Below are 17,479 nucleotides of genomic sequence, written 5' to 3' on the forward strand. Positions count from 1 at the left end.
ACGCTCCTCTCCGGGGCCGGCGGCACGGCGGAATCGGGGTCGGCGCCGGGGTTCGGTGTCAGGGCCGCAGACGCAGCCCGCGCGGCGTGGCGTGGAAGCCGGCCGCCTCCAGCTCCCGGCCGATCTCGGAGGTCAGTACCGGGGAGCCGTTCGCCCGCTCCACCGTCACCGTACCCAGCAGACCGCGGCGCGCGGCGTCGGCCAGCGCCGCCACGGCGCGTGGCAGCCGCTCACCGCCCCAGGCGAGCAGGGTGCGCCCACCGCGCTCGAGGTACAGCGCCAGCTCGCCGTCGACCAGCACCACCAGCGAACCCGCCTTGCGGCCGGGCTTGTGGGAACTGCCTTCCGGGGGCTCGGGCCAGGGCAGCGCCGCGCCGTAGACGTTCGCCGGGTCGGCCGCGGCGAGCACCAGCGCGCCGCCCGACCGCTCGTCCCGCTCCCGCGCGTTGTGCGCGGCGCGCAGCCGGTCGACGGCCCCGGCCATCGCGAACTGGGCGGCGCCCAGCCCCTCCACGACGTAGCCGCGCCGCGCCTGCCCGCTCTCCTCGAACGCCGACAGCACCCGGTAGACCGCCGCGAAACCGCCGACCACGCCCTCGGCCGCGACCGCACCCCTGGTCACCACCCCGTGCCGGTCCAGCAGGGTGTGTCCCAGGGCGTGCGCTCGCGACGTCGGCTCCTCCTCGCGCTCGGGCAGCAGCGACCAGCGGCCGGCGACCGTCGGCGGCCCGCTGCGCGAGGCGGGGCGCGGCACCACCGACCCGTACCGACCGCGAGGCACCCGGCGCCGCGCCCGGTGCGCCGTCGCCCCGGCCGTCCGGCCGCTGCCGAGCAGGCTGCGCAACGGCGCCAGACTGTCGTTGGTGAGCCGGCCCGACCAGGCCAGCTCCCACACGGCGTCGACCAGCTGCGATTCCGTCAGCGCGGGCTCCAGCGCCGCCACCCGCTCCGCGAGCTGGCGGAAGAACAGGCCGTGGCCGCCGCCGAGGACCGCGAGCACCGCCCGGTGCGCCGGCGACAGCTCCAGCGGCAGCGGCTCCGGAAGCAGCAGCGGCGCCACGTCCGCCGGGTACAGCGCCACCCAGCCGTCCTTGCCGGGCAGCGCTCCCGCGCCTGCCCAGACCAGCTCGCCGGAGGTGGTCAGCTCGTCAAGCTGCGTCGGGGAGTAGTCCGCCACCCGGCTCGGCAGCACCAGCCGCTCCAACGCGGACGCCGGGACCGCCGCCCCCTGCAGCTGCTCGACCGCCCTGGCCAGTCCGTCCACCCCGCGCAGCCCACCGCCGTCCACATGCTGCCAGCGGGGCGCGAAGGCGGCGAGCGCCGCCGGCGGCACCGGCTCCAACTCCTGCCGCAGCGCGGCCAGCGACCGTCGCCGCAACCTGCGCAGCACCGAGGCGTCACACCACTCCTGGCCGCCGCCGGCTCGCCCCGGATGGAACTCGCCCCGCACCAGCCTGCCCTCGGCCACCATCCGGTGCAGCGCGCCGTCGACCACCGCGACACCGAGGCCGAAGCGCTCGGCGGCCTGCTCGGTGGTGAACGGCCCGTGAGTGCGGGCGAAGCGGCCGAGCAGGTCGCCGAGCGGGTCCTTGACCGGCTCGGTGAACGCCTCCGGCACCCCCACGGGCAGCGCGACGCCCAGCGCGTCCCGCAACCGCCCGGCGTCCTCGACCGACGCCCACCGCTCCCGGCCGGCGATCCGCACCGACACCACCCGCCGGGCACCGGCCAGCTCCCGCGCCCAGGCCGGTTCCGCGCCGCGCTCGGCCAACTCCTCCTCGCTGAGCGGCCCCAACACGCGCAGCGCGTCCGCCACCCCCTCCGCGTCCCGCAGCCGCCGCTCGGGCACCAGCCACCGCAACTCGCGCTCCAAGTCGGCGACGACCTCCGCGTCCAGCAGCTCCCGCAGCTCGGCACGGCCCAGCAGCTCCGCCAGCAGACCCGAGTCCAGCGACAGGGCGGCCGCCCGCCGCTCGGCCAGCGGCGAGTCCCCCTCGTAGAGGAACTGGGCCACGTAGCCGAACAGCAGCGAGCGCGCGAACGGCGAGGGCTCCGGCGTCGTCACCTCCACCAGCCGGACCCGACGCGCCGCCACGTCCCGCATCAACTCGCTCAGACCCGGCACGTCGAAGACGTCCTGAAGGCATTCGCGGACCGCCTCCAGCACGATCGGGAACGAGCCGAACTCGCTGGCCACCTGAAGCAGCTGGGCGGCCCGCTGCCGCTGCTGCCACAGCGGCGTGCGGCGGCCGGGGTCGCGGCGCGGCAGCAGCAGCGCGCGGGCCGCGCACTCACGGAACCGAGCGGCGAACAGCGCGGAGCCGCCGACCTGTTCGGTCACCACGCCGTCCACCTCGTCGGCGTCGAAGAGCACGTCCGCCGCGCCCACCGGCGGACGATCGGCACCGAACGCCGCCGGCTCGCCGTGTCCGGGGCCCGAGGCCGCCCCGCCGAGCGCCGGCGCGGCCTCCCCGAACTCCTCCAGGCCGAACTCGCCCAGCCCGAGCAGATCCGCGTCGGGCAGCCGCAGCACGATGCCGTCGTCCGCGTGCATCACCTGGGCGTCGAGGCCGTACCGCTCGGTGAGCCGGGCGCCCAGTGCGAGCGCCCACGGTGCGTGCACCTGCGCACCGAACGGCGAGTGGACGACCACCCGCCAGTCGCCCAGCTCGTCCCGGAAGCGCTCGACCACGATCGTCCGGTCGTCCGGCACGTGTCCGCAGGCCGCGCGCTGCTCGTCCAGGTATGTCAGCAGGTTGCCCACCGCGAGGTCGTCGAGACCGGCCGTCGTCAGCCGCTCGCGGGCCGCCGACGCGTCCAGCCCGCCCAGCTCCCGGACGAACGCGCCCAGCGCGCGGCCCAGTTCCAGCGGGCGGCCCAGCTGGTCGCCCTTCCAGAACGGCAGCCTGCCCGGCACACCGGGCGCCGGTGTCACCAGCACCCGGTCGCGGGTGATGTCCTCGATGCGCCAGGAGGTCGTGCCGAGCGTGAAGACGTCGCCCACCCGGGACTCGTAGACCATCTCCTCGTCCAGCTCGCCCACCCGCCCGCCGCCGCGCCGCGGGTCGGAGCCGGCGAGGAAGACGCCGAACAGGCCCCGGTCGGGGATCGTGCCGCCGGAGGTGACGGCCAGCCGCTGGGCGCCCGGTCGGGCGCTCACCGTGCCGGCGACCCTGTCCCACACCACTCGGGGGCGCAGCTCGGCGAAGGCGTCCGACGGGTAGCGGCCGGCCAGCATGTCGAGGACGGAGTGGAAGGCGGACTCCGGCAGCCCGCCGAACGGCGCCGCCCGACGGACCAGGTCGAGCAGTTCGTCGACGTCCCAGCTGTCCACGGCGGTCATCGCGACGAGCTGCTGGGCCAGTACGTCCAGCGGGTTGGCCGGCACCCGCAGCGCCTCGATCGCGCCCTCCCGCATGCGCTCGGTGACCACCGCGGACTGGAGGAGGTCGCCCCGGTACTTGGGGAACACCACTCCCGCCGAGACCGCGCCCACCTGGTGTCCGGCCCGGCCCACCCGCTGCAGCCCGGAGGCGACCGACGGCGGCGACTCCACCTGCACCACCAGGTCCACCAAGCCCATGTCGATGCCCAGTTCCAGGCTGGACGTCGCCACCACCGCGGGCAGCAGCCCCGACTTCAACTGCTCCTCGACCTGGGCGCGCTGCTCTTTGGAGACCGAGCCGTGGTGGGCGCGGGCCAGCACGGCCGGGGCGCCGGAGCCGGCCCCCGAACCGCCCATCAGCTCGGCCGGCCCGTGCGCCTCCGGCAGCGACTCGCCGGTGGCCCGCTCGTGCGCGATCTCGTTCAGCCGGTTGCACAGCCGCTCGGCCAGCCGACGGGAGTTCACGAACACGATCGTCGAGCGGTGCGCCTGCACCAGATCGGTGATGCGCTCCTCCACCGACGGCCAGATCGACGGCTTCCCGCCCGCCGACTCGGCGGCGTCGGCCACCGGCGAGCCGCCCAGCTCCCCCATGTCCTCGACGGGGACGACCACGCGCAGGTCGAACCGCTTGTCGGCGGCCGGCTGCACCACCCGGGCCGACCGCCGCGGCGACAGGAACCGCGCGACCTCCGCCACCGGCCGGACGGTGGCCGACAGCCCGATCCGCCGCGCGGGCCGGTCCAGCAGCTCGTCCAGCCGCTCCAGCGACAGCGCCAGATGCGCGCCGCGCTTCGTGCCCGCCACGGCGTGCACCTCGTCCAGGATCACCGTCTCCACGCCGCGCAGCGCCTCCCGGGCCGCGGAGGTGAGCATCAGGAACAGCGACTCGGGCGTGGTGATGAGGATGTCCGGTGGGCGGCGGGCGATCGACCGGCGCTCGGCCGCCGGGGTGTCCCCGGAGCGGATCGCCACCCGCACGTCGGGCTCGGGCTGCCCCAGCCGCGCCGCCTCCTGGCGGATGCCCGTGAGCGGGCTGCGCAGGTTCCGCTCGACGTCCACCGCGAGCGCCTTGAGCGGGGAGACGTACAGCACCCGGCAGCGGCGCAGTGGGTCGGCCGGCGGCGGCTGCGACGCCAGCCGGTCGAGGGAGGCGAGGAACGCCGCCAGCGTCTTGCCGGAGCCGGTGGGCGCGACGACCAGGACGTCCGTCTCCTCCGCGAGGGCCCGCCAGGCACCCTCCTGGGCCGCCGTGGGCGCGCTGAACGCCGAGGAGAACCAGGAGCGGGTGGCGGGGGAGAAGGCGTCGAGCGGCCGTGCGTGAGCCATGTCCCCCATCGTGCACCCCGCCACTGACAATCGGCCCGGCGACGCAGAATGGGACCGTGGAACTACCGAGTACCGACCCCTCGGCCGGCGAATGGGCCCGGCACTGGCAGGACGACCGGCTGCCGGGCATCGACCTGCTTCGGGCCCACTACGTCCGGCAGAGCTTCCCCCGCCACGCCCACGAGGGCTACACGCTCTGCGCGATCACCAGTGGGGTGGAGGAGGTGGGACTGCCCGACGGAGTCCAGCGGGTGGGCGACGGCGGAGTGGTGATGATCAACCCGGAGGTGGCGCACACCGCTCGGGCCGGAACGCCCCAGGGCTGGACGTACGCCACGCTCTACCCCACCGCCGAACTCGTCCACGGGGTCGCGGCCGAGACCACCACCTTGCGCGGCACCCCCGCCTTCACGGAGCAGGCCGTCGTCGACCCCCTGGCCGGCCGTCTGATCCACGCCGTCCATCAGGCGGCCGAGGCGGGGAACGCACTGGCCGCCGACGGTCTGCTGCGTACGGTGCTCGCCCGACTGCTGCACCGCCACGGCGGGGTGCTGCCGGCCCGTCCGATCCGCTCGGCCGGGGCGCTGCGGGCCGACGCCGCCCGGCGCATCCTCACCGAACGGCTCGCCGACCCGCCCGCGCTCGCCGAGCTGGCCGAGGAACTGGGCACCAGCCCGTTCGCCCTCTCGCGCGCGTTCCGCGAGCGCCACGGCCAGCCGCCGCACGGCTGGCTGACCGACGCCCGGGTCCGCGCGGCGCGGCGGCTGCTGGAGGCCGGCACGCCCCCGGCGGAGGCCGCGACCGCCGTCGGCTTCACCGACCAGGCGCACCTCGGACGGCACTTCCGCCGCATCGTCGGCGTCCCGCCCGGCGCCTACCAGCGGGAACGCCTCCCGCGCGCAGGTGCAAGAACGTACAAGACGAGGACCACGCCGACTCCCTAGCGTGACCGGCATGAACGGCAGCGCGATACCGGCACCGCAGGCAGCACCCGCGGCGAACCCGGACGCGGCACCCACGACGGCGCCGCCTCCCCGGGACACCGCCCCGCCCGACGACCGGAGGGTGGTCCGGGACGCGTTGGGCGTCGGCGTCGCCGTCGGACTCTCCGGCTTCGCCTTCGGCGTGACCTCGGCGGGGGCCGGGCTGAGCGTCGCCCAGACGTGCGCGCTCAGCCTGCTGGTGTTCACCGGTGCCTCCCAGTTCGCGCTGGTCGGCGCGTTGGCGGCCGGCGGCAACCCGCTCACGGCGGCGGCCGGCGCCTTCTTCCTCGGCGTGCGCAACGCCTTCTACGGACTGCGTCTCGGCCAACTGCTCCGGGTGCCGCGACGGGTGCGCCCGCTCGCGGCCCACTGGATCATCGACGAGACCGCGGCGGTCGCGCTCGCCCAGGACAACCGACGCGCCGCGCGGCTGGGCTTCACCGTCACCGGAGCCGCCGTCTACCTGCTGTGGAACCTGACGACCCTGCTGGGCGCGCTCGGCGCCGGCGCGCTGGGGGACTCGCGGGCGTGGGGGCTGGACGCCGCCGGCCCCGCGGTGTTCCTGGCCCTGCTCGGGCCGATGCTGCGGACCTTCGCGGAACGGGCGACGGCGGTGCTGGCGGTGGTGCTCGCGATGGCGCTGCTGCCCGTGCTGCCGGCCGGGCTGCCCGTCCTCCTCGCGGCGCTCGCGGCGCCCGCCGTGTTGCTGCTCGACGGGTGGCGGAGCCGGTCCGCCGACGCGCGGGCGGGAGCGCGCGGCGAGGCGCGAACGGTCGAGGAGCGCATGGTCGAGGGGGAGCGGTGACGGTCTGGATCGCGATCGCCCTGACGGCGGTCGGCTGCTATCTGGTGAAGCTGCTGGGGCTCGCGGTGCCGGCGGGCGTTCTGGAACGGCCGCTGCTGCGCCGGTTGGCCGTGCTCCTGCCGGTGGCGCTGCTGGCGGCGCTGACCGCCGTGCAGACCTTCGGCACCGACCACGGCTCGCTCGCGCTCGACGCCAGGGCCGCCGGGCTGGCCGCGGCCGCGGTGGCGTTGCTGCTCCGGGCGCCGTTCCTGGTGGTGATCGCGGTGGCGGTGGCGGTGACCGCCGCGCTGCGGGCGCTTGGCGGCTGAGCGGCGGCTGAGGACGCTCGGCGGTCCGGGATACTTGGTGGCATGCGGCTGACGGATTTCTGGGAGCGGATGGCGGCGCACTTCGGCGCCTCGTACGCCGACTCCTTCGCGCGGGACCACGTGATGTCCGAACTCGGCGGGCGGACCGTGTACGAGGCGCTGGAGGCCGGCTGGGAGGCCAAGCGGGTGTGGCGCGCGGTCTGCGTGGCGGTGGACGTGCCCGCCGAGCGACGCTGAGCGCACGGCGTACGCCACGACGTGTGGTGCGTCACCGTCTCCGCCGCGTCCACGGGACGTCGACCGCCTCATCCCTTCGGGTGACGGACTGTTCCGACAGGCCCGGAGAAGTGCGGAAATTACTGCTCTGACCTGCGGATTCTCCTCGGATGGCGGGCTGTCCACAGGTGGCGTGGCGTGACTTGACACAAAAATCGAACATGGATTCCCATGGTGGGGTCGGAGGCGGCCGGGAGGCCGCCGACGGACCGATTGTCAGTGGCAGCCGCTAGCGTCTCGGACGTGAAGCGATCGACTCAAGCAAACCGGGTGGCACCCATGGCAGGAACCGACCGCGAGAAGGCGCTCGACGCCGCGCTCGCGCAGATTGAGAGGCAGTTCGGGAAGGGCGCGGTGATGCGCCTCGGCGAGCGGCCGGACGAGCCGATCGAGATCATTCCCACCGGGTCGACCGCGCTCGACGTGGCGCTGGGCGTGGGCGGGCTGCCGCGCGGCCGGGTCGTCGAGGTCTACGGCCCGGAGTCCTCCGGTAAGACGACCCTGACGCTCCACGCCGTGGCGAACGCGCAGCGAGCGGGTGGCACCGTCGCCTTCGTCGACGCCGAGCACGCGCTGGACCCGGAGTACGCCAAGAGGCTCGGTGTCGACGTGGACCAGCTGATCCTCTCCCAGCCCGACAACGGCGAGCAGGCGCTGGAGATCACGGACATGCTGATCAGGTCCGGCGCGCTCGACCTGATCGTGATCGACTCGGTGGCGGCGCTGGTGCCCCGGGCCGAGATCGAGGGCGAGATGGGCGACTCCCACGTGGGTCTGCAGGCCCGGCTGATGAGCCAGGCGCTCCGCAAGATCACCGGTGCGCTGAACCAGTCCAAGACGACCGCGATCTTCATCAACCAGCTCCGGGAGAAGGTCGGCGTCATGTTCGGCTCGCCGGAGACGACCACCGGTGGCCGCGCGCTGAAGTTCTACGCCTCCGTCCGGCTGGACATCCGGCGGATCGAGACGTTGAAGGACGGCACGGACGCGGTCGGCAACCGCACCCGGGTGAAGGTCGTGAAGAACAAGGTCGCCCCGCCCTTCAAGCAGGCGGAGTTCGACATCCTCTACGGCCAGGGCATCAGCCGTGAGGGCGGCCTGATCGACATGGGCGTGGAGCACGGCTTCATCCGCAAGTCCGGTGCCTGGTACACCTACGAGGGCGACCAGCTCGGCCAGGGCAAGGAGAACGCCCGCAACTTCCTCCGCGACAACCCCGACCTCGCCAACGAGATCGAGAAGAAGATCAAGGAGAAGCTGGGCATCGGCCCGAAGACGGAGTCGCCGGAGAAGGAGCCGGGCAAGGACGCCGCCGGTCCGGTGGCCGAGGCCGCTCCGGCGAAGACGGCCCCTGCCGCCACCAAGGCGAAGGTGGTCAAGTCCACCACGGCCAAGAGCTGATCGGTGACCCGGCGCACCGGATGGCCGACCAGCGGCGCGGCGGCTGAGGACGGCGGTGGCCTCGACCCGTCGAGGGCCGGAGAGGGGCCACCGCACCACCGGGGGAAGCGCCGGGGCGGATCGGCCGCCCCGGCGGAGGACGCCGCCGTCGACCCGGTCGAGCGGGCCAGGGCCATCTGCCTGCGACTGCTGACCGGTACACCGCGCACCCGGCAGCAGCTCGCCGAGGCGCTGCGCAAGCGCGAGGTGCCACAGGAGGCGGCGGAGGAGGTGCTGTCCCGGCTGGAGGCGGTCGGGCTGATCGACGACAGCGCGTTCGCGCAGGCCTGGGTCGACTCCCGGCACCACAGCCGTGGGCTGGCCGGGCGCGCCCTGGCCCGGGAGCTGCGAAGCAAGGGCGTGGAGTCGGAGGTGGTCGAGGAGGCCGTCGGCCGACTGGACGCCGAGCAGGAGGAGCAGACGGCCAGGGAACTGGTCGAGCGGAGACTCCCCGCGACCCGGGGCCTGGCGACGGAGAAGCGGCTGCGGCGGCTTGTGGGAATGCTCGCCCGCAAGGGATACCCGCAGGGACTCGCGGTCCGGGTGGTCAGGGAAGCGCTGGCGGCGGAGGGGGAGGCCGCCGACCTCCTGGAGGAGCACCTTCCGGAGGGCTGACCCGGACCGGCCGACACCAATCGCCGCCGCTGACGCCGACGTGGCGAATGTGCCGATGACGGCGCGGGTCAGCGCGGCCGGGGGGCCGGCTCTCCGAGGGTCACCGGGAGGGTGCGGGGGCCGCGTACCAACAGCCCTGGCCGGTAGGGCAGTTCCTCCAGGGGAGTGGCCAATCGAAGCCCGGGCAGCGCGTCGAAGAGCGCGGGCAGTGCGACACGTGCCTCCAGTCGGGCCAACCGGGCGCCCAGGCAGTAGTGCGGGCCGTGCCCGAACGCGAGATGGGGAGCCGCGCGTCCGTCCCGGTCCGGCAGGTACCGCGCGGGGCGGAACGTGTCGGGATCCGGGTACCGCTCGGGGTCGCGGCTCGCGGCGGCGAGTACCACCAGGACGGAGGACTCCGCCGGGATGACGGTGCCGTCGGGCAGCGTGACCGCCTCGGTCGTCCGACGCCAGGTGGTGCCCTCGAGCGGGCTGGCGTGGCGCAACGTCTCCTCGATGACCGCGTCCCAGCGGCGCCCGGCCGGTCCCGTCCGGTTGGTCCGGTCGGCCCGGGTGGCGATCCGGTCGGCCTGCGCGGCCGTCAGCTCCTCCGGGTGCCGGAGCAGCAGCAGCGTCGCCGAGGCCAGCAGGTTCATCGTGGTCTCGTAACCGGCGAACAACAGCAGGAACGCCATGGCCAGCAGTTCCTCGGGCTGCCAGTCGGGCGGTTCGCCGTCGTCGCCGGGTTCGTGGACGAGCGAGCTGAACAAGTCGTCCGCGGGAGTCGCCCGCTTGTCGGCGATCAGCTCGGTGAAGTAGCGGCGCAGGCTGCTCCAGGCGTCCTCGAGCGCGCCCGGGGGGAGTGCGTCGGCGGGGGAGCCGACCCGGTAGGTCCATTCGCGCAGTGCCGAGCGGTCCGCCTCCGGTACGCCGAGCACCTCACCGATCACCAGCACCGGAAGGGGGAAGGCGAACGTGTCCACCAGATCCACCGGGCCGCCGGCGGCCAACCGGTCGCCCACGTCCCTCAGGAGTTCCTTCACCAGCAACTCGATACGGGGCCCGAGCGCGTCCACCCGGCGGGGGCTGAACGCCGCCGTGGTGAGCTTGCGGAGCCGGGTGTGCTCGGGGGCGTCGGCGTTGAGCATGTGCTTGGCGAGCGCGGCCCTGGCCCGCTCGGCCGGTGAGTCCGGCTTGGGCCTACCGGCTCGCCGAGGCGGCACGTTGGAGAACCGGGCGTCCGAGAGGACCGCCCTGGCCTGCTCGTACCCGGTCACCAGCCAGGCGTGGGAGCCGTTGCTGAGCGAGACCCGCGAGGCGTCGCCGCGGGCACGCAGCCCCGCGTAGAAGGGATAGGGGTCACGGGCGAAGTCGCTGTCGGCAGGATCGAGCACCCGACCATCTTCCCCGCCGTACCCGCCGGGAACGGCTCAGGGTGGCGAACACCACTCGGTGGATCTCACGTGCACCTCATGCGGGTCTCACGACGCCGCCCGGTTCGCCTCGCCGGTGCTCTCGCGCGGTTCCAACCGGGGCAGCGCACTGGCCACAGCGCGGCCGCTCTCGCCGTCGAGGAGTCTCAGCAGCTCGCGAGCGGCGAGCCTTCCGAAGGCGGCGGTGTCCCGGACGAGCGCGGTCAGGCGGGGGTGTGTCACCCGGCACAGCGGCGAGTCGTCCCACGCCACGACGGACAGCTCTGCGGGGACGGCGACGGACCGCTCCTGGGCGGTGGCCAGCCCGGCGACGGCCATCACGTCGTTGTCGTAGACGATCGCCGTCGGCGGGTCCGGTTCGTCGAGCAGGAGGCGCGTCGCCTCCGCGCCCTCGCTGTCCGAGTAGTCGGTGGTGACCGACCGCGTGCGGTGCGGATCGAGGCCGCGGGCGGCCGCCTCGGCTCGAAGGCAGGAGACGCGGCGTTCGGTGTGGACAAAGCCGGGCAGGCCCGCCACGTGCACGATGCGGCGGTGACCGAGGCCGTGGAGATGGTCGATGATCGATGCCATCGCCGAGGTGTCGTCCGCCGACACGGAGCTGAGCCGTTCCCCGGCCTCACCGCCCCCGACGACCACGGCCGGCAGGCCGAGCTCGCCCAGCAGGGCGGGGCGCGGGTCCTCGCTGCGCGGATCGACGACCAGGACGCCGTCCACCCGCCGCTCGGCCCACCAGCGCCGGTAGAGCTCGCACTCGGTGTCCAGGCTCTCCACCACCTGGAACAGCAGAGCCGCCCGGCGGGTGCTCAGGGCCTCCTGGACACCGGAGACCAGTTGGAGGAAGAAGGACTCCACGCCCAGCGTGGAGGCGGGTCGGGCGAGGACCAGCCCGACGGCGCCGGTCCGCTCACCGGAGAGCGCACGGGCGGCGCTGCTGGGATGCCAGCCGAGCTGTTCGGCGACCCGCCGTACGCGCTCCCGGGTGCCTTCGGAGACGCCGGGCCGCCCGTTGAGGGCGAACGAGACGGCGCTCTCGGACACTCCGGCCCGGCGGGCGATGTCCCTGATGGTGGGCCTGCGGGCCGTCGGCATGGGTGCCCTCCGCGAGCGGGCGCGCGGCGCCCTGATTCAGAACGATCTCGGAGTGATGCTCTAAAGCGCATTAGTGACCGGTAGCTAAACCGCGTTAGTTCCGCCTGTCAACGGGGCCGACAGAACGGCCCGGAAACGGGTTCGACGGGTTGACGCGGACATGATCTGACGCCACGCTTGGCGGCGTCCATTCCTCAGCGGAGAGGAACGACCATGCGCCACACACGCGGCATTCGGCTGCTCACAAGCGGCCTCCTTCTCGCATCGCTGCTGGCCACGGCCGCGTGCGGGTTGAGCGCCAGCGGCGAGGACACCTCCGGGGAACCGGAGAGGACCGGCCGGATCGCCGGGCAGATCACCTTTCGCACGCTGCAACTGAAACCGAACTTCACCGAGTACGTGCAGGGGGTGATAGACGCCTTCGAGAAGGAACACCCCGATGTCCGGGTGAAGTGGGAGGACGTCCCCGGCGAGGGGTACAACGAGAAGCTGGTGGCCGACGCCCAGGCCGGCACCCTGCCGGACGTCGTCAACCTCAACACGGACTCCTTCCAACTGCTCGCCGACCGGGGCATGCTGGCCGACGTCGCGGCCCTCGACCCGAAGGCCCGGGCGGACTTCGTGCCCGGGGCGTGGGACCAGTACCGGCTGCCGGGCAGGAGCGGCGTCTACGCCTACCCCTGGTACGTGACCCCGGAGATCCTCACCTTCAACGCCCGGCTCTACCGGGCCGCCGGCCTCGACCCGGACAAGCCGCCGACCAGCGTCGAGCAGTACTTCGACCACGCCGAGCGGATAGCCGACCGCTCCGGCGGCAGGTACGCGGCGTTCATGGCCGATCCGCAGGGCCGGTTGCCCGGCGACTGGCAGAAGATGGGCGTGCCGATACTCGACGAGCGCCGCGACGCCTTCGTGTTCGACACGCCCAAGGCGGTCGAGTGGGTCGAGCGGATGCGCGACCTGTACGCCAAGGGCGCCATGCCCCGCGAGTCGCTGACCGGATCCCAGGACATCAACCAGCTCTACGGCTCCGGCCGACTGGTGTTCGGCCCCGGATCACCGGGCTTCATCAAGGACATCAAGGACAACGCGCCGAAGGTCTACCGGGAGACCGCGGTCGCCCCGGCGGTCACCGGGAAGCTCGGCCACATCGGCATCTACACCCAGTCCCTCGGCATCCGGAAGGGCACGCGACACGTCGACGCCGCGGTGGAGTTCGCCAAGTGGGTCACCAACGGCCCGAACCAGGTCGCCTTCTCGAAGGCTGCGACGATCTACCCGTCCAACTCCAGGGGCCTGGACGACCCGTACTTCTCCGACCGGGGGGACGGCTCGGACCCGGAGACGGTGGCGAGGGTGGTCGGTGCCGAACAGTTGCGCGAGGCGGGGCTTGACGCCAACACGCCCGTGGAGTGGACGAACCAGGTCGGTGACGCGGTCAACCGGGAGATGCACCGGGCCATCAAGGGGGACGTCCGTCCGGCGGACGCCGTCCGGCGGGCGCAGGAGGCGGCCAACAGGATCCTCCGGAACCAGCGGGACCGATGAGCCCCGCGCCCCGGACGTCCCCGAAGGCGGGGCGCGCGGCCCGCCGCCGGGCGGCGCGGGCGCAGGAGACCGACCACGGCCTGGTGCACCGGCGCTGGTGGACGCCCTACCTCTTCCTGCTGCCGGGCCTGGCCATGGTGCTGACGTTCAGTCTGTGGCCGTTCGTCAACACCGTGGTGCTCTCCCTCACCGACGCCCAGATCCTGCGCGGCGGCGGCTTTGTCGGACTGGACAACTACCGGCGCGCACTGGGCGACCCCGCGTTCTGGACTGCCCTGACCAACAGCGTGCTCTACACGGCGGTGGTGGTCCCGGCGCTGGTGCTGATGCCGTTGGCGCTCGCGGTGCTCGTCGAGCGCAAGGTGCCCGGCATCGGGTTCTTCCGTTCGGCGTACTACACGCCGGTCATCGCCTCCGCGGTGGTGGTGGGGCTGATGTGGCAGTGGCTGCTGCGCAGTGACGGCCTGGTCAACACCGTGCTCGTCAGGCTGCGTGTGGTCGCCGAACCGGTGCCCTTCCTGACCGACGGCACCCTGCTGCTGGTCTCAGCGATGATCGTCACGATCTGGAAGGGGCTCGGCTACTACATGGTCTTCTACCTGGCCGCCCTGGGGAACGTGCCGCGCTCGCTGCACGAGGCGGCTGCCATCGACGGCGCGGGCGCACTGCGGCGCTTCCTGCACGTGACCATCCCGTCGGTGAAGCCGATGATGCTGCTCGTCGGAACGCTCTCGGCGATCTCCGCGCTCCGGGTGTTCACCGAGGTCTACATCCTCGGCGGCGAGAGCGGCGGTCCCGGGGGCGACTCCCGCACGCTGCCCTTCCTGATCCGCGAGGTCGGGCTCGGGTTCGCGGGCGAGACGGGCTACGCGGCGGCGATCTCCATCCTGCTGTTCCTGCTGACGCTGGTCTTCAGCCTGCTCGGCCGACGGCTGTCGAAGGGGGACGAGCGGTGAACCGGACGACCCCGGCCGGTCTGGCCGGCCGCTACCTGACGCTGTGCCTGATGCTGGTCGTGATGCTCGGGCCGATCGTCTGGCAGCTGCTGACCTCGCTCAAGAGCCGGCAGGAGAGCGTCTACGACGGCCTGCTGCCCAGCAGCCCCACGCTGGAGAACTACTCGCGGGTCGCGGAGTCGTTCCCGCTGTTCGCCTATGTCGGCAACACGCTGGTGGTCTGCGCGCTGGCGGTGGTGAGCAACTGCCTGTTCGCGTCGATGGGCGGCTACGCGCTGTCCCGGGCCGGGTGGCGCGGCCGCCAGGTGGTGTTCACGGTGCTGGTCGCCACGCTGATGTTCCCGTTCGAGTCGGTGATGATCTCGATGTTCCTCACCGTGCGGTCCATGGGTCTCGCCGACACGCTGGTCGGCGTCTGGCTACCGGGCGCGGTGTCGGTGCTGAATCTCTTCATCATGCGGGCGGCGTTCCTCGCCGTGCCGAGGGAGATGGAGGAGGCGGCGGTGCTGGACGGCGCGAGCGAGTGGCAGCGCTTCACGAGGGTGTTCCTGCCGTCCGCGAAGGGCGCCCTCGCGGTCGTCTGCATCACCAGCTTCATGGGCGCCTGGGACGACTTCCTGTGGCCGCTGATCGTGCTGACGAACAGCGAGAACTACACACTCCAGCTCGGTCTGAAGGCGCTCAGCGGTTCCTCGCTGGTGAACGACCCGCGCCTGGTGGCGGCGGGCGCGATAGCCGCACTGCTGCCGATGATGCTGCTCTTCTTCTGCCTCCAGCGGTACTTCTTCAAGGGTGTCGGCGAAGGGTCGATCAAAACATGACAACCGGTACGCGGCCGATCCGGACAGGCGTCAACTACACCCCGAGCCAGGGCTGGTTCCACCACTGGCTGGACTTCGACCTCGACCCCGTCCGGCGGGACCTCGACTCCATCGCCGACCTCGGCCTGGACCACGTCCGGGTGTTCCCGCTGTGGCCGCTCTTCCAGCCGAACCGGACGCTGATCCGCCCCCGCGCGATCGACCAGTTGGTCGGGCTGGTCGACGCGGCCGCCGAACGCGGACTCGACGTCAGCGTCGACGGCCTCCAGGGGCACCTGTCGAGCTTCGACTTCACCCCTTCCTGGGTGCACACCTGGCACCGCCGCAACCTCTTCACCGACCCCGAGGTCGTCGACGCGCAGGCCGCCTACCTGCGGGCGCTCGCCGAGCCGCTGGCGGACCGTCCGAACTTCCTCGGCATGACCCTCGGCAACGAGGTGAACCAGTTCTCCGGCCCGCCGCACCCCGACCCCGACCCCTGCACACCCGCGCAGGCCGGCCGATGGCTGGAGCGGCTGCTGGCCGCCTGCGAGGCCGCCGCGCCCGGCCGCCTCCATGTGCACGGCGAGTACGACGCGCTCTGGTTCCGCGACGACCATCCGTTCACGCCGGCGCACGCGGCCCGCCTCGGCGGGGCGACCGTGGTGCACAGCTGGGTGTTCAACGGCACCGCCCAGCGCCACGGCCCGCTGGCCCCCGCCACCCTCCGGCACGCCGAGTACCAGATCGAGCTGTCCAAGGCCTGGGCCGAGCCGGGGCGTCCGGTGTGGCTCCAGGAGGTGGGCGCGCCTGCCCCGCTCGTCCCGCCGGACGCCGCGCCCGAGTTCGCGCGGCGCACCCTGGACCACGTCTCGGACTGCGCCGACCTGTACGCGGTCACCTGGTGGTGCTCCCACGACGTGCCGCGTTCCCTGGCGGACTTCCCGGAGCTGGAGTACAGCCTCGGCCTTATGACGTCCGGGCGGGAGGTCAAGCAGCTCGGTGCGACGGTCGCCGAGTGGGCCGCCGCCCTCCGCGCCGCACCGCCCGAACCGCGTCCGCGCCGTACCGCGCTGGTACTGGACGCGGGCGCCGTGGAGACGGCGCCGGGCCGCTCCACCGCGGCACCGGGCGGCGCGTTCTGCGAGACCTGGGCGCGGCTGGCCGCCGACGGCGCGCGCCCGGCGGTGGTACTCGCCCAGCACGCCCGTGACCCGGCACATCTGGCACCGCGCGGCATCACCGACGTGGTGTGGCCGCACGACGTCGGCCGCACCGGCCCGACACCCCCTCGGAGGTCTCCGTGAACGGTCCCGAACCGCAGTCGGCCGCCGCACCCGCCCGTCGGGCACTCCTCGCGGCGCTCGCCGCGGGCGGCGCGTCCCTCTCCCTGCTCCCCGCCGCGACCAGCGCCGCCGTCCGGCCCCACGCCGCCGTCCGGCCCCACGCCGCCGTCCCGCTCGGCAACGTGACGGCGCCCACCGGTCCGCGGTCCGGCACGTCCAGGCTGCGGCCGCACGCCTCGTACTGGTTCCCCGACTCCTTCCCCCGTGACCGCGAGCCCGACGACGGCGCGGTGTGGCGCAGCCTCAGGGAATGGGATCCGGACACCGATCCCGACCTGCCGTTCAACGTCGCCACCGTGCCGCTCGCCGAGCGCTTCACCCCGGTCCCGGCGAACCGCACGGCACGGGGCGACCAGGCGCGCGTCTCGGCGCTGGTCTCCTTCGGGCCGACCGCCGGCAACCCCTCGCAGGGCGGTCCGGTCGCCCACTCCTACGCGCTCAGCCACTGGGCCTATCTCGACGAACTCGTCTTCTGGGGCGGCTCCTCGGGTGAGGGCATCATCCTCGCCCCGAACGCGCCCGTCGTCGACGCCGCCCACCGCGCCGGGGTCGCCGTCCTCGGGAACGTCTTCCTGCCGCCCACGGCCTACGGCGGGGACCTCCGCTGGACGAGGGACCTGCTCCAGCGGGACGCCACCGGCGGTTTTCCGCTCGCCCGCAAGCTGATCGAGGTGGCGCGTGTCCACGGCTTCGACGGCTGGTTCCTCAACGGCGAGACCGACGGCGGTGACAGCGAGCTGGGCGCGGAGTTCGTACGCTTCGTCGCGGCGCTCCGCGAGGGCGCGCCCGAGCTGCGTGTCACCTGGTACGACGCGTTCACGGTGGACGGCCGGGTCGCCTGGCAGGGCGCGCTGAACGAGCGGAACGAGGCGTTCTTCACCCGCAGCGACTCGATGTTCGTCGACTTCCGCTGGCGCGCCGGCGCCGACCGGCTGCCGTCCTCGGCCCGGTACGCCGCCCGACTGGGCCGCAGCCCCTACGACCTGTGGGCCGGTGTCGACGTGGAGGCGCAAGGCTGGCGGACGCCGGTGGACTGGCCGACGGTACTGCCCGAGGACCGGCCGCACACCGTCTCGCTGGGCCTGTACCGCCCGGAGTGGACGCTGCACTCCACATCCGACCGCGCCCCCGGCACCTTCCACCACCGCGACGACACGTTCTGGACCGGCGAACACCACGACCCCGCC

Annotated in this window: 14 protein-coding genes; 11 read left to right on the forward strand and 3 right to left on the reverse strand. The window is 73.5% G+C overall.

What is annotated here, in order from left to right:
* Positions 1-58 precede the first annotated feature (58 nt).
* A complete protein-coding gene (locus tag FNX44_RS02810; protein ID WP_143646310.1) occupies positions 59-4,714 on the reverse strand; it encodes an Lhr family ATP-dependent helicase in 4,656 nt (1,551 codons plus the stop codon).
* Positions 4,715-4,770: 56 nt separating this feature from the next.
* On the opposite strand from FNX44_RS02810, the gene FNX44_RS02815 reads away from it, so the two are divergent.
* The 6 genes from FNX44_RS02815 (at position 4,771) to recX (ending at position 9,141) form a co-directional block, all read left to right on the forward strand.
* The gene (locus FNX44_RS02815; protein WP_143646311.1) at positions 4,771-5,658 is read left to right on the forward strand and encodes an AraC family transcriptional regulator; all 888 of its coding nucleotides are present in this window, start codon (positions 4,771-4,773) and stop codon (positions 5,656-5,658) included.
* Positions 5,659-5,668: 10 nt separating this feature from the next.
* Positions 5,669-6,502 carry an AzlC family ABC transporter permease gene (locus tag FNX44_RS02820; protein WP_143646312.1) on the forward strand — a complete coding sequence of 278 codons (834 nt, stop codon included), beginning with the start codon at positions 5,669-5,671 and terminating at the stop codon, positions 6,500-6,502.
* The gene (locus FNX44_RS02825; protein ID WP_143646313.1) at positions 6,499-6,810 is read left to right on the forward strand and encodes an AzlD domain-containing protein; all 312 of its coding nucleotides are present in this window, start codon (positions 6,499-6,501) and stop codon (positions 6,808-6,810) included. Before FNX44_RS02820 ends, FNX44_RS02825 begins: the two co-directional genes overlap by 4 nt.
* 42 nt (positions 6,811-6,852) lie before the next feature.
* Positions 6,853-7,047 (forward strand): DUF3046 domain-containing protein, encoded by a 195-nt coding sequence (locus FNX44_RS02830; protein ID WP_143646314.1) that lies wholly within the window; start codon positions 6,853-6,855, stop codon positions 7,045-7,047.
* Positions 7,048-7,365: 318 nt separating this feature from the next.
* Positions 7,366-8,487: a recombinase RecA gene (gene recA, locus FNX44_RS02835; RefSeq protein ID WP_143646315.1), complete on the forward strand. Its 1,122-nt coding sequence runs from the start codon at positions 7,366-7,368 to the stop codon at positions 8,485-8,487.
* A 3-nt stretch (positions 8,488-8,490) separates the two neighbouring features.
* Entirely contained in the window at positions 8,491-9,141 is a 651-nt protein-coding gene (recX, locus tag FNX44_RS02840) for a recombination regulator RecX (RefSeq protein WP_143646316.1), read from the forward strand.
* Positions 9,142-9,209: 68 nt separating this feature from the next.
* On the opposite strand, the gene FNX44_RS02845 is transcribed toward recX, so the two are convergent.
* Both FNX44_RS02845 and FNX44_RS02850 read right to left on the reverse strand, forming a co-directional pair.
* Positions 9,210-10,514, reverse strand: a complete 1,305-nt coding sequence (locus tag FNX44_RS02845; protein WP_143646317.1) for a cytochrome P450 — start codon at positions 10,512-10,514, stop codon at positions 9,210-9,212.
* A gap of 87 nt (positions 10,515-10,601) precedes the next feature.
* On the reverse strand, positions 10,602-11,642 hold the full coding sequence (locus FNX44_RS02850; protein WP_143646318.1) for a LacI family DNA-binding transcriptional regulator: 1,041 nt from the start codon (positions 11,640-11,642) through the stop codon (positions 10,602-10,604).
* Positions 11,643-11,855: 213 nt separating this feature from the next.
* On the opposite strand from FNX44_RS02850, the gene FNX44_RS02855 reads away from it, so the two are divergent.
* From FNX44_RS02855 to FNX44_RS02880, 5 genes are all read left to right on the forward strand, one after another.
* Complete coding sequence (locus tag FNX44_RS02855; RefSeq protein WP_228449579.1) at positions 11,856-13,190, forward strand: ABC transporter substrate-binding protein; 1,335 nt, start codon at positions 11,856-11,858, stop codon at positions 13,188-13,190.
* On the forward strand, positions 13,187-14,146 hold the full coding sequence (locus FNX44_RS02860) for a carbohydrate ABC transporter permease (protein ID WP_143646319.1): 960 nt from the start codon (positions 13,187-13,189) through the stop codon (positions 14,144-14,146). The genes FNX44_RS02855 and FNX44_RS02860 overlap by 4 nt, the downstream gene beginning before the upstream one ends.
* Positions 14,147-14,196: 50 nt before the next feature.
* The gene (locus FNX44_RS02865) at positions 14,197-14,967 is read left to right on the forward strand and encodes a carbohydrate ABC transporter permease (protein ID WP_143646322.1); all 771 of its coding nucleotides are present in this window, start codon (positions 14,197-14,199) and stop codon (positions 14,965-14,967) included.
* Entirely contained in the window at positions 14,964-16,253 is a 1,290-nt protein-coding gene (locus tag FNX44_RS02875; protein ID WP_173019097.1) for a glycoside hydrolase 5 family protein, read from the forward strand. Before FNX44_RS02865 ends, FNX44_RS02875 begins: the two co-directional genes overlap by 4 nt.
* On the forward strand, positions 16,250-17,479 hold a 1,230-nt coding region (locus FNX44_RS02880; protein ID WP_438948025.1), incomplete at its 3' end, for an endo-beta-N-acetylglucosaminidase. The genes FNX44_RS02875 and FNX44_RS02880, both read left to right, overlap by 4 nt.

Origin of the sequence: Streptomyces alkaliterrae, assembly GCF_007097205.2 — a bacterium.
Taxonomy (GTDB): Bacteria; Actinomycetota; Actinomycetes; order Streptomycetales; family Streptomycetaceae; genus Streptomyces; species Streptomyces alkaliterrae.